The organism is Stagnihabitans tardus (genome assembly GCF_009925085.1).
GTDB lineage: Bacteria > Pseudomonadota > Alphaproteobacteria > Rhodobacterales > Rhodobacteraceae > Stagnihabitans > Stagnihabitans tardus.
Genome location: NZ_JAABNR010000006.1, coordinates 186,016 through 197,984, shown reverse-complemented (window position 1 = coordinate 197,984; position 11,969 = coordinate 186,016). Strand labels below are relative to the sequence as shown.

General features: G+C 67.8%; 10 protein-coding genes. 9 read left to right on the top strand and 1 reads right to left on the bottom strand.

What is annotated here, in order from left to right; all coding sequences use genetic code 11:
• Window positions 1–261 precede the first annotated feature (261 nt).
• The 4 genes from GV832_RS08410 (at window position 262) to rarD (ending at window position 3,011) form a co-directional block, all read left to right on the top strand.
• A complete protein-coding gene (locus GV832_RS08410; RefSeq protein ID WP_168774396.1) occupies window positions 262–654 on the top strand; it encodes a hypothetical protein in 393 nt (130 codons plus the stop codon).
• Window positions 655–741: 87 nt separating this feature from the next.
• A complete protein-coding gene (locus GV832_RS08405) occupies window positions 742–1,155 on the top strand; it encodes a hypothetical protein (RefSeq protein ID WP_168774395.1) in 414 nt (137 codons plus the stop codon).
• A gap of 210 nt (window positions 1,156–1,365) precedes the next feature.
• A complete protein-coding gene (locus GV832_RS08400) occupies window positions 1,366–1,965 on the top strand; it encodes a superoxide dismutase (RefSeq protein ID WP_168774394.1) in 600 nt (199 codons plus the stop codon).
• A gap of 173 nt (window positions 1,966–2,138) precedes the next feature.
• A complete protein-coding gene (gene rarD / locus GV832_RS08395) occupies window positions 2,139–3,011 on the top strand; it encodes an EamA family transporter RarD (protein WP_168774393.1) in 873 nt (290 codons plus the stop codon).
• On the opposite strand, the gene GV832_RS08390 is transcribed toward rarD, so the two are convergent.
• Complete coding sequence (locus tag GV832_RS08390) at window positions 2,966–3,466, bottom strand: LOG family protein (protein WP_265332505.1); 501 nt, start codon at window positions 3,464–3,466, stop codon at window positions 2,966–2,968. The two genes, rarD and GV832_RS08390, sit on opposite strands and share 46 nt — an antisense overlap.
• 160 nt (window positions 3,467–3,626) lie before the next feature.
• On the opposite strand from GV832_RS08390, the gene GV832_RS08385 reads away from it, so the two are divergent.
• The 5 genes from GV832_RS08385 (at window position 3,627) to der (ending at window position 11,344) form a co-directional block, all read left to right on the top strand.
• The gene (locus tag GV832_RS08385) at window positions 3,627–5,420 is read left to right on the top strand and encodes a LysM peptidoglycan-binding domain-containing protein (protein WP_168774391.1); all 1,794 of its coding nucleotides are present in this window, start codon (window positions 3,627–3,629) and stop codon (window positions 5,418–5,420) included.
• Between the two features lie 482 nt (window positions 5,421–5,902).
• Window positions 5,903–7,771: an ABCB family ABC transporter ATP-binding protein/permease gene (locus tag GV832_RS08380; protein WP_168774390.1), complete on the top strand. Its 1,869-nt coding sequence runs from the start codon at window positions 5,903–5,905 to the stop codon at window positions 7,769–7,771.
• Window positions 7,772–7,797: 26 nt separating this feature from the next.
• Complete coding sequence (locus tag GV832_RS08375) at window positions 7,798–8,478, top strand: hypothetical protein (RefSeq protein ID WP_168774389.1); 681 nt, start codon at window positions 7,798–7,800, stop codon at window positions 8,476–8,478.
• Between the two features lie 11 nt (window positions 8,479–8,489).
• Window positions 8,490–9,836: an outer membrane protein assembly factor BamB family protein gene (locus GV832_RS08370; RefSeq protein WP_168774388.1), complete on the top strand. Its 1,347-nt coding sequence runs from the start codon at window positions 8,490–8,492 to the stop codon at window positions 9,834–9,836.
• 44 nt (window positions 9,837–9,880) lie between these two features.
• Complete coding sequence (gene der / locus GV832_RS08365; protein WP_168774387.1) at window positions 9,881–11,344, top strand: ribosome biogenesis GTPase Der; 1,464 nt, start codon at window positions 9,881–9,883, stop codon at window positions 11,342–11,344.
• Window positions 11,345–11,969: the final 625 nt, after the last annotated feature.

Sequence of the window (11,969 nt, the reverse complement as noted above, 5' to 3'; positions counted from 1 at the left end):
CGGCGGAGGGGGCGCAAGCGGCCCCCTTTGGGCATGAGGTCCCGGGGCGGACACGGGCGCCGGTTCCTGGCCTGTCATGGGGCCCAAGTCCTTTTGCCGCCTGGCAATTGCGGCGGAATTGCGGAGCTTGCGGCCAAGTCGATCCGTTAACTGGACCTGAGACCGAAAAGGGAACAGGCTGACCCCGGGTGTAAGGCTTGGGGTCTTGTCATGTTGGGGTATCGAGTGGTCTCCCGCCTTCTGGGGCGCGGGGTATGGGGCTTGTCCCTTGGGCTGGTCGGAGGGGCGCTCCTGGGGCTTTCCGCTGGTGCGGCGGGGGCCGAGATCCTGGAATGTCGCTTGCGGCGCGGGCAGGGGTTGGAGGGGTTGATCGAGCCGCAATACCTCTTCGACCACACGCCCGGCGCCGTCACGGGCCAGGTCTATGACGGGTTGATCGACCGCGTGAAGGGGCGGCCCCTGGTGGCCCAGGTCCGCGATGAGGCGACCCGGGTGGTCTATTCCTGGGAGCTGGATGTCAAGGACCGCTGGGGCAATCCGCAGCGCGTGGGCTTTCAGGCAGAGCTCATGCGGGCCGATGGCAAGGTCGAGATCAAGGCCCTGATGCTGGGCGATGCCGTGGCCGAGGGCTTTGGTCTCTGCCGCCTGCCTTGAACGAAAACCCGTTGCATTTCAGAAGGCTCTGGGCAAGACTTCGCCCAGGGGCGCTTTGCCCCGTCCTGATGAACCAGAGGATTTGATATGGGATTTTTCGTGAAGCGCGCGCTTTGGGCGGGGCTTGTTGCGGGTTTGGGCCTGATGCCCATGACGGCGGGCGCCGTGGTGCTTGATTGCAGCTTGCAGCCCGGTGCCGATGCCATGGGCTGGATCTCGAAGCGGGTGGTGATCGACTACGACGAGGCAGCGGGCACGGCGCGGGCCGCAGACGAAGCGATCCAGGGCTGGAACGGCGGGCCGATCGAGGCCAAGGTGCGCAAGCCCTCGGCCAACCAGGTCAGCTTCACCTGGGACCTGACCATTCCCGATGCCGTGCAGGCGGCGCGGCTCCAGTTCCGCCTGACCTGGCTCAAGGCCGACAACGGGGCGGTGATGGCCGTCAAGCCGCTGGGCTATTCCAACAATTTCGACGCCAGGGGCAGTTGCAAGGTGAAGTGAGGCCCGGGGATGTGAAGGGGGCGGTCTGAAGGGGGCGCGGGCCACGGCGAACCCTTTGCCCCTTTCCGCGGCGCGGCCTTGCCGCCGTCGGACCCCCGGGCGGGCCGCCCGATTTCGGCCGGTCCGGCGCGGAATTTTCCCTGCCGGACCTTGACCTTCCCGCGCCCTGCAAGCTTATTGAGGCGGAACCCGCAAACAGGAGCTTGACCCATGGCTTTCACCCTTCCCGATCTGCCCTATGCGCACGACGCCCTGGCCTCGCTGGGCATGTCGAAAGAGACCTTCGAATATCACCACGACATCCACCACAAGGCCTATGTCGACAACGGCAACAAGCTGATCGCCGGGACCGAGTGGGAGACCAAGTCGGTCGAAGAGATCGTCGTGGGCACCTATAACGCCACTGCCGTGGCGCAGAACGGCATCTTCAACAATGCCTCGCAGCATTGGAACCATGCGCTGTTCTGGGACATCATGGGGCCGGGCGGCAAGGTGATGCCGGGCGCGCTGGAAAAGGCGCTGGTCGAGGCTTTCGGCTCGGTCGCCAAGTTCAAGGAAGACTTCGCTGCCGCCGGTGCGGGCCAGTTCGGCTCGGGCTGGGCCTGGCTGGTGAAGGATGCTTCCGGCGCCCTGAAGGTCACCAAGACCGAGAATGGCGTCAACCCGCTGTGCTTTGGCCAGACCGCGCTTCTGGGCTGCGACGTCTGGGAGCATTCCTATTACATCGACTTCCGCAACAAGCGCCCGGCCTACCTGTCGAACTTCCTCGACAAGCTGGTCGACTGGGAAAAGGTCGCCGCGCGTCTGTAACCGGACCGCTTGCGCATCAATCAGCCCGCCTTGACAGGCGGGCTTTTTGATGCGCGGAAGCGGGGGGTTGCCGCCCCCCGCACCCCCCAAATCGGGGGGCTGCCGCCCCCCGAGCCCCCCGCCCAAAGGGGAGCACGCTCCCCTTTGGAAACCCCGTGGATATTTGTGCCAAGATGACATCAGAGCGGGTTGGGGTTTGGGCGATCGTGGCGGCTTGTGCCATCTGGGGTTTTGCGCCGCTTTACTATCACGCCATGCCGGAAGTGCCTGCGCTGGAGATGATGGCGCATCGCACGATCTGGACCGGGGTCATGTTCGGGGCCTGGGTCTGGATCGCGGGGCAGGGCGCGGCGCTTTGGGCCTTGCGGGCGCAGGCGGGGCGGATTTGCCTGGCCGCCTTGCTCATCGGGTTCAACTGGCTCTTGTTCATCTGGGCGGTCTCGGGCGGCCGGGCGGTCGAGGCCTCCTTGGGCTATTACATCTACCCGCTGGTCTCGGCGGGGCTTGGTGCCTTGCTCTTTCATGAACGCCTGGCCCGGCGCCAGGCCTGGGCCCTTGCGCTGGCTGCGGGGGCGGTCCTGGTCCTGACCCTTGGGCTTGGGGTCGCGCCCCTGGTCTCATTGGCCCTGGCCTTCAGCTTCGCGGCTTATGCGGCCGTCAAGCGCGGCCTGGGCGTGCCCGCCATGATCGGCGTCCTGGCCGAGGTCCTGCTGATCGCTCCACCCCTGGTCCTGTGGCTGGCCTGGCAGGAGTGGCAGGGGGCGGGCTGGTTCGGGCGCGACCTTTATCACACGGTGCTCTTGCCTGTCGCGGGGCCGATCTCGGGCCTGCCGCTGGTGCTCTTTTCCTACGGCGCGGCGCGGGTGCCCATGGCGACCTCGGGGCTGGTGCAATATCTCAACCCCTCGCTGCAGTTCCTCTCGGCCTGGGCGATCATGGGAGAGGCGGTCTCGCCCTGGCATGGCATTGCCCTGGCCCTGATCTGGGGCGCCATCGCGCTTTACTTTTCCAGCCGCGCGCAGACCTCCTCCAGCGTCAGCACCTGAAAGAGGTCGCGCAGCGAGGGCGCCGCGAAGCCCTGGGCGATGACATGATCGATAAGCGCCACCAGGGGGTGCCAATAGCCCGCCACGTCGATGAGCCAGATGGGCTTCTGGTGCAGGCCGATCTGCGCCCAGGTCAGGACCTCGAAGAACTCGTCCAAGGACCCCGCCCCGCCCGGGAGCATGGCGATGACATCGGCATTCATGAACATGACCTTCTTGCGTTCATGCATGGTCTCGGTGACGACGAAGGTCGAGAGGTCGCGCTTGCCGACCTCCATCTGCATGAGATGCACCGGGATGACGCCGAAGGTCGCCCCGCCCGCGCCCTGGGTCGCGCGGGCCACTTCGCCCATCAGCCCCACGTCGCCCGCGCCATAGACCAGCCGCCAGCCCTGGGCCGCGATGGCCTGGCCCAGGCGCCGGGCGGCCTCGGCATGGGCGGGGTTGACCCCCATCTTCGCGCCACAAAAGACACAAAGCGACGGGCGAGCGGGGGTTTGGCTGGGCATAATGGGGAAAACTCTGGATTCCTGCGGTGACCAAGGCATAACCGTGATTCAGCATGAAGGAAAGCAGAGGGCGGCGGCAGATGCGCCCCTGCGCAAGGGGGACGGAATGGCGGCTTGGAAGGATATGGGTCCGGGGACGAAGGCGGCGGTCGGGGCGATCATCGCGATCCTCTTCGGGCTTGGGGGGTATCAGATCTTTGGGGCGAGGCCCGGAGAGGGGCCGGGGGAGGGCCCTGCCGAGAAGGCCGATGCGGGGGCAGAGGCGGGAGCCAGCTCTGGGGCCAGTTCGGGGGCCAGCTCTGGGGCGGAGGCGCCCAAGGCCGATGCCACCACCGCCGAGGCGCCGAAGTCGGACGCGACGACCACCGAGGCGGCCACCGAGGCGGCTCCTGATGCGCCCGCCCAGGCGCCCGATCCCGCAGCCGTGCCAGAAGCCGGTCGTTTCGACATCGTCCGCGTCGATCCCGATGGCCAGACGGTGGTCGCGGGCCAGGTGGCGCCGGGGGCCAAGGTCTCGATCCTGCTGGACGGGACCGAGATCGCAGCCGCCACCGCCGACGAGGCCGGCAAGTTCGTCGCCATGTTCGGTCTCTCCAGCGGCGGGGCGGGGCGGCTGATGACCATGACCGCGACGCTCGCCGATGGGACGGTGGTGAAGGTGGGCTCGGGCGTGGCCATTGCCCAGACCGTGCAGGCTCCGGCGGCGGCGGCCGAGGCTGGGGCGGCGGCGACAGAGGGCTCCGGGACGGCGGGCACGGAGGCTGCGGGCGCTGAGGTTGTGGGCGCTGAGACGACCGCTGCTGGCACCGAGACCTCCGGCACCACGGCCCTGGCCGTGAGTGAGGCGGGCGCCCAAGTGCTGCAATCCCCCGCCGAAGGCGTCACGGGCAATGTCACGATCGACACGATCGCCTATCCCTCGCCCGATGCCGTGCAATTCGGCGGCAAGGGGAGCCCTGGCAACCTCGTGCAGCTCTACCTCGACAACGCGGCCCTTGGGGCTGCGGTCAAGATCGGGGCGGAGGGCGGCTGGAACCTGACCCAGGCCGGGATCGCGCCCGGGGTCCATACGCTGCGGGTCGACGAGATGGATGCCACGGGCAAGGTCGTCTCGCGCTATGAGACCCCTTTCAAGCGTGAGACGGTGGAGGCCCTGGCGGCCGCCGCGCAAGCCTCCGGGGATCAGTCGGCAGGACCCACGTCGGATGCGACGGGGACGGCGGCACAGTCGGCAGAGACGGGCGCGGTTCCGGGCACCAGCGACAGCGCCGGGACAGCCGCCAGTGCCACGGGCACCAGCGACAGCGCCGGGACGGATGCAGCCACGGGCACCGGCGATAACGCTGGGACGGCTGCGGCCACGGGCACCGGCGATAACGCCGGGACCGAGACGGCCGCCAGCGCAACTGGCACCAGCGAAACCGGCAGTGCCGAAGCTGCGGGCACTGAAGCGGCAGGCACCGCGACCGCCGCCGCCGATCCGGCTGCGGACACCACCGCCACGACCGATGCGGCCTCCACCGGGACCGCCTCCGCCACGACCGAGACCCAGTCGGCAGAGCAGGGGGCAAGTTCCGAAGCCCCTGCGGCGCAGTCGGCAGAGCCTGCCGCCGAGGCCTCTGCGACCACGGCCGAGGCCGGGGCCCAGCCTGCGGCCGATGCCGCGCCTGAAACCGCCGCCACTGCGACGGAGGCCACCGCGCCCGCCGCCGACCCTGCGCCTCAGGCCGGGGGCTTTGTTTCGGTCACCGTCCAGCCGGGCTTTACCCTCTGGGGCATCGCCAACCGCGAGCTGGGGGACGGGATGCTCTATGTGCAGGTCTGGGATGCCAACAAGGACAAGATCCGCGACCCCGACCTGATCTATCCGGGCCAGGTCTTCGCCATCCCGAAAGAGTGAACCGACAAAGGGGCCCCAGGGGGCCCCTTTTCGCATAGGGCGGGCTCCGCCGACTGATCCGCCGCGCCCGGATTGGCGCCCTTGGCCCTGCCGACTGCCGGGGGATCTTGGTGACCCGGGCCACCGGGGGAAGCTGCGGGGCAGGAGGCCGAATAGAAGCCCCAAGGGGCGCCTCTGCCCAGTGGCGGGCTCCGCCGACGGATACGCCGCGCCCGGATCGGCGCCCTTGGCCCTGCCGACTGCCGGGGGGCCTCGGTGTCCCGGACCACCGGGGGAGGCTGCGGGGCAAAAGCCCCGGGCAGGGGCCCGAGGTGACCGCCCGTCTTGGTCGCGGGCTCTGTCTCCCCGCCCCATCACAGAATAAGATTCCCAAAACTCCCGGCTGGGGGCTTTACTTCGTCCCCGGCCTGTCACACCTAAGGCCCCTGGGCCGCCTGGCTTGCTTTCCGGGCCAATCTCCCAAGCCTGTGAAGGATCGAGCCATGCGTCGCGTCACAACCTCTGCCACTTCGGAAGACATGGTCAAGGCCCCGGCCAATGGCTGGCAAACGATGAAGCGCGTCGCGCCCTATCTTTGGCCCGAGGGCGAGGCCTGGGTCAAACGCCGTGTCATCCTGGCGCTGTTGCTCCTGCTGATCTCCAAGATCGTCTCGGTCTATACGCCCTGGCTCTACAAGGTCGCGGTCGATGCCCTGACCGGGGAGACCGGCAAGGACGGCGTCCTCCTCTTCGGCGCGGTCGGGCTGACGGTGGCTTACGGCTTTGCCCGCATGGGCTCGGTCTTTTTCGGCGAGCTGCGGGACTGGGTCTTCGTCCGCGTGGGCCAGCGCGCGCTGCGCAAGCTCGCCTACGAGACCTTCACCCATATCCACCGCCTCTCGCTGCGCTATCACATCACCCGCAAGACCGGGGGCCTCTCGCGCATCATCGAGCGCGGCGTGAAGGGCGTCGATTTCCTTTTGCGCTTCATGCTCTTCTCGATCATCCCGCTGATCCTGGAACTGACCATGGTCTCGGTGATCTTCGCGCTTTACTACGGGCTGACCTATATGGCCGTGGTCCTGGTCACCATCGCGGCCTATGTCACCTATACGTTCAAGATCACCGAATGGCGGGTCAAGATCCGCAAGGCGATGAACGACCAGGACACCGATGCCAATCAAAAGGCCATCGACAGCCTGCTCAATTACGAAACCGTCAAGTATTTCAGCGCCGAGGCCCGCGAGGCCGCGCGTTATGACCGCGCCATGGGGCTTTACGAACAGGCGGCGGTCAAGACCGGGCAGTCGCTCTCGATGCTCAACGTCGGCCAGAATGTCATCATCACCACGGGCCTGATCGCCGTCATGGTCATGTCGGCCATGGGCGTGCAGCAAGGCCGCTTCACCGTGGGCGATTTCGTCATGGTCAATGCCTATATGATGCAGATCACGCTGCCCCTGGGCTTCCTCGGCACGGTCTACCGCGAAATCCGCCAGGCGCTTGTGGATATGGGCGAGATGTTCGGCCTTCTGTCGCAGCCGGCCGAGATCGTCGATGCGCCGAACGCGCCCGACCTCAAGGTTCCGGCCGGAGAGATCGCCTTTGACAATGTGCACTTCGCCTATGACGCCAACCGGCCGATCCTGAAGGGCGTCTCCTTCACGGTGAAGCCGGGGCAGAAGGTGGCGCTGGTGGGCTCCTCCGGTTCGGGGAAATCGACCATCGGGCGGCTTCTGTTCCGCTTCTATGACATCAGCGCGGGGTCGATCCGCATCGACGGCCAGGACATCCGCCAGGTGACGCAAACCTCGCTGCACCGCTCCATCGGGGTCGTGCCGCAGGATACGGTGCTTTTCAACGACACGGTCGAATACAACATCGCCTATGGCAACCCGGATGAGGGCCAGGAGGGCGTGATCCGCGCTGCCAAGGCCGCCCGGATCCATGACTTCGTGACCTCGCTGCCCGATGGCTATGCGGCCAAGGTGGGGGAACGGGGGCTCAAGCTCTCGGGCGGGGAGAAGCAGCGCGTGGGCATCGCCCGGACGCTCTTGAAGAACCCGCCGATCCTGGTGCTGGACGAGGCGACCAGCGCCTTGGACACCCAGACCGAGCGCGACATCCAGGAGAGCCTGAACGCCATGGGGCAGGGCCGGTCGGTCATCACCATCGCGCACCGCCTGTCGACCATCGCCGACAGCGACCTGATCCTGGTGCTGGAGGCGGGCGAAGTGGCCGAACGCGGCACGCATGACGAGCTCCTCGCCCTTGGCGGCCGCTATGCCGCCATGTGGGAGCGGCAGTCGGCCGAAGAGGTCGAGGTCGCACCCGAGGCGGATGGGCTTGGCAGGGCTCCCGCCAAAGGATAAGACGGGACCAAAGCAGGGGAGGCGGCATGAGCTCGCAGGACAGTTTCGTCGATGAAGTCACCGAGGCCGTGCGCCGGGACAAGCTTTACGCGACCTTCCGGAAATGGGGCTGGGTCGGCGGAGTGATCGTCATAGGCATCGTCGGCGGCGCGGCCTGGTCCGAGTGGCAGAAGGCGAAAGAGGCGACGCGGGCCCAGGGCTTTGGTGATGCGGTCCAGGCGGCGCTGGAAATCCAGGACCCCGCTGCCCGCGCCACGGCCCTGGCCGCGATCCCGGCCGATGGCGGGCAAAAGGCGGTGCTTGACCTCTTGAAGGCGGCCGATCCCGAGGGTAACAAGCAGGGCGCGCTCGCCGCGCTGGAGGCGCTGTCGAATGACGCCACCCAGCCGCAGCTTTACCGCGACCTTGCCGTGATCAAGCGCGTCTCGCTGGCCGGGGCCGACATGGCCCTGGCCGACCGCCGCGCCGCCCTGACCGCGCTGGTCGTGCCGGGTCGCCCGATGCGGACCCTGGCCGAAGAGGCCCTGGCCTATCTCCTCCTGGAAGAGGGCAAGACCCCCGAGGCGCTGGAGGCGATGCTTGCGCTTCACCAGGACCAGGAAGCGCCGCTTGGCATGAAACAGCGGCTGGAGCAGGTCATCGTGGCCCTGGGCGGCACGGTTCCCGAAAAGATCGCGCCCGAAGGGGTCATGCCCCAGGCGGGCTGAAGGAGACGCTCATGCAACGGCTGGCTCTCGGTCTGATGATCTCGACCCTGGCGCTTTCGGCCTGCCAGCGCGACCGCATCCTGGAGGGCACGCGCTTTCCCCTGCGCGCGCCCTTGGAGGCCTCGGTTCCAAGCGAGGCCGTGCCTGACCCCGCAGCCCCGCCGGATCGGCCCGAGAATGTCTCGGCGGCGATTTCCCTGCCCGGCATGGTGTCGAATGGCGATTGGGGCCAGAGGGGCGGCAATGCGGGTCATACCGGCGTGCATGGCGCCCTCTCGGCCCAGCCCGCACTGGCCTGGGCCGTCGATATCGGCGCGGGTTCGGGCAAGAGGTCGCGGATCACGGCGGCTCCGGTCGTGGCCGGTGGCCGGGTCTTTGCGATGGACGGGGCAAGCCATGTGACGGCGGTCTCGGTCGCGGGTGAAAGGCTCTGGTCTGCGGATGTGAATGCAACCTTTGACCGCAGCGGCGGCATCTCGGGCGGGTCCCTGGCCGCCGATGGCGCGCGGGCCTATGCGGTGACGGGTTATGGCGAGGTCGTGGGCCTGGATGCGGGCACGGGCGCGGTGGTCTGGCGCCAAAGGCTTGGGGCGCAGGCCTCGGGTGCGCCCTTGCTGGCCGATGGGCGGGTCTATGTCGCGGCTGATGATGGCACGGCCTGGGCGATCGACGCGGCCTCGGGCCGGGTGGTCTGGACGGCGGTCGGGGTGGATAACCTCTCGAACCTGCATGTCGACGGCGGCGCGGCCCCGGTGCAATCGGGCGCGCTGGTGGTCTTCCCCTTTGCCTCGGGCCTGATGATGGCGGTCGAGACCTCGACCGGTCAGCCGGTCTGGAACGCCTATGCCGGCGGCGAGCGTCTGGGGCGCGGCTATGCGGTTTCGGGCACGGTGACGGGCGATCCGGTCGTCTCGGGCGGGATGATGTTCGCGGGCACGGCGGCGGGGCGCACCGGGGCCTGGTCCTTGCAACAGGGCCAGGTGATCTGGGACGCGCCCGAGGGCGCCATGAACGCGCCCCTGGTCTTCGGCGGCTCGGTCTTCGTCGTGAACGACGAGGCGACGCTGGTCCGGCTTTCCAGCGCGGATGGGTCGCAGATCTGGGCCTCGGGCCTGCCCTATTTCGACCAGACCAAGCCCAAGCGCCAGGGCCGCATCACGGCGAGCTATGGGCCGGTCCTGGCCGGGGGAAGGGTCTGGGTCGCAAGCTCGGACGGGCGCCTGCGCGGCTTTGCGCCGCAGGACGGGTCGCTGGTGGCGGATGTCGCCTTGCCGGGTGGCGCGGCCTCGGCGCCCGCACTTGCGCAGGGCATGATCTTCGTCGTGACGGGGCGGGGGCAACTTCTGGCTTTCCGCTGAGGGAAAGCTGATGTAAGGGACATTTTCCCTGTCGAGGAAGCCGCATGTCTTTTACGCTCGCCATCGTGGGCCGCCCCAATGTGGGCAAGTCCACGCTCTTCAACCGCCTCGTCGGGCGCAAGCTCGCGCTGGTCGATGACCAACCCGGCGTCACCCGCGACCTGCGCGAGGGCGATGCGAAGCTCTTCGACCTGCGCTTTACCGTGATCGACACGGCCGGCCTGGAAGAGGTCACCGACGACAGCCTTCAGGGCCGGATGCGGCGCCTGACGGAACGGGCGGTGGATATGGCAGATATCTCGCTTTTCCTGATCGACGGGCGGGTCGGCGTGACCCCCTCGGACGAGACCTTTGCCGAGATCCTGCGGAAGAAGGGCAAGACGGTCATCGTTGGCGTGAACAAGGCCGAGGGCAAGGCGGGCGACGGCGGCGCCATCGAGGCCTGGTCCCTGGGCCTCGGCGAGCCGATCCGCCTGTCTGCGGAACATGGCGAGGGGATCGACGACCTCTACCGCGCGCTTTTGCCGTTTGAGGAGCAGTTCGCCGCCCGCGCGGTCGAGGACGCGCCCATCGTCGAGGTCGAGATTTCCGAGGAAGAGGCCGAGAGCGAAGAAGAGGACCTGAGCTGGACCCCTTCGGACAAGCACCCGTTGCAGATTGCCGTCATCGGGCGGCCCAATGCGGGCAAGTCCACGTTGATCAACAAGATTTTGGGCTTTGACCGCCTGCTGACGGGCCCCGAGGCCGGGATCACCCGCGACGCGATCTCGGTGCGGACCGATTGGAACGGCGTTCCGACGCGGATTTTCGACACGGCGGGGATGCGCAAGAAGGGCAAGGTGGTCGAGAAGCTGGAGAAGCTCTCGGTCGCCGATGGCTTGCGCGCCGTGCGCTTTGCCGAGGTCGTCGTCGTGCTTCTGGACGTCGAGATTCCGTTTGAAACGCAAGACCTGCGCATCTGCGACTTTGCCGAGACCGAAGGCAGGGCGGTGGTCGTCGCCATCAATAAATGGGACCTGGAAGAGGAAAAGCAGGAGAAGCTCGCCGAGCTGAAGGAGATGTTCGAACGTCTTCTGCCGCAGCTGCGCGGCGCTCCGCTGGTTACGATCTCGGGAAAGACGGGGCGCGGTCTGGACCGGCTGCACGAGGCGATCCTGAAGGCCCATGCGGTCTGGAACCGCCGGATTTCGACGGCGCGGCTGAACACCTGGCTGGGCGCCATGACCGAGGCCCACCCGCCGCCCGCCCCCGGCGGCAAGCGCATCCGGCTGCGCTACATGACCCAGGTCAAGACGCGGCCTCCGGGTTTCGTGGTGATGTGTTCGCATCCCGAGGACATGCCCGACAGCTATCGCCGCTACCTGGTGAACGGGTTGCGCGACCATTTCGACATGCCGGGCACCCCGATTCGCCTGACGCTGCGCAGCCAGGGCGACAAGAACCCGTTCAAGAACCCGAAGTGGCACGCGCCCTCGCGGCTGCGCAAGCATATCGACAAGAAGGGCTGAGCGCGGCGCCATGGGGCGACCATGAGGAGAGGGCGCAAGAGCGCCCTCATTCCCTTGTCTCGCCTCTGGGGCTGGCGCCCCAACCGGCTCGGGGCAAGGGGCCTTGGGGCCTTTTGCGAGGCGCGCTGCGCAAGGGAACCGGCCCCTTTCCGCGTCATGGAAGGACAGGGGCGCCAGATCGTCGAAGCGATTGAGGCCGGTTGGGGCGGGCGGCATCCTGCTCCTGTCAAGAGGCAAGGTCCTGGCGCTCGATCCGGCGGACATCTGTTCAGCGTCGTTGGCACCCGGGTCTTGAACGTCCCTCGCAAGGCGGGGGGGAATGAAGGGGGCACGGGCGATGCCGTCCCCGAGGCGCCATGGCTCCGAGCCCATCGTGAACGCCCCAAGCGCTGTGGGCCGTTGACGACCTGGGTTGCTCCCGACCGGCAAGCGGGGCCCTCCATGGCAACGCTGCGGAGCAGCCCGGCTGTCAGGGGAGGATGGCGCTGCGGCAAACGACCGGGTTCGTCGAGGGCCTTTTCGCCGCGTCGGCGCGGGATTGGAGATGCCGACGCGGCATGCTCAGCCGAGACCATGCGCCCTTGCCGTGAACATCCCCATCGGGGGGCGCTGCATCGCTTGATCG

Excerpts from the sequence above, each read along its gene's own strand:
- GV832_RS08375 (WP_168774389.1), top strand. The coding sequence starts at position 7,798 with ATGAGCTCGCAGGACAGTTTCGTCGATGAAGTCACCGAGGCCGTGCGC.
- GV832_RS08390 (WP_265332505.1), bottom strand. The coding sequence starts at position 3,466 with ATGGGGGTCAACCCCGCCCATGCCGAGGCCGCCCGGCGCCTGGGCCAG.
- GV832_RS08380 (WP_168774390.1), top strand. The coding sequence starts at position 5,903 with ATGCGTCGCGTCACAACCTCTGCCACTTCGGAAGACATGGTCAAGGCC.
- GV832_RS08385 (WP_168774391.1), top strand. The coding sequence starts at position 3,627 with ATGGCGGCTTGGAAGGATATGGGTCCGGGGACGAAGGCGGCGGTCGGG.
- der (WP_168774387.1), top strand. The coding sequence starts at position 9,881 with ATGTCTTTTACGCTCGCCATCGTGGGCCGCCCCAATGTGGGCAAGTCC.
- GV832_RS08400 (WP_168774394.1), top strand. The coding sequence starts at position 1,366 with ATGGCTTTCACCCTTCCCGATCTGCCCTATGCGCACGACGCCCTGGCC.
- GV832_RS08405 (WP_168774395.1), top strand. The coding sequence starts at position 742 with ATGGGATTTTTCGTGAAGCGCGCGCTTTGGGCGGGGCTTGTTGCGGGT.
- rarD (WP_168774393.1), top strand. The coding sequence starts at position 2,139 with ATGACATCAGAGCGGGTTGGGGTTTGGGCGATCGTGGCGGCTTGTGCC.
- GV832_RS08370 (WP_168774388.1), top strand. The coding sequence starts at position 8,490 with ATGCAACGGCTGGCTCTCGGTCTGATGATCTCGACCCTGGCGCTTTCG.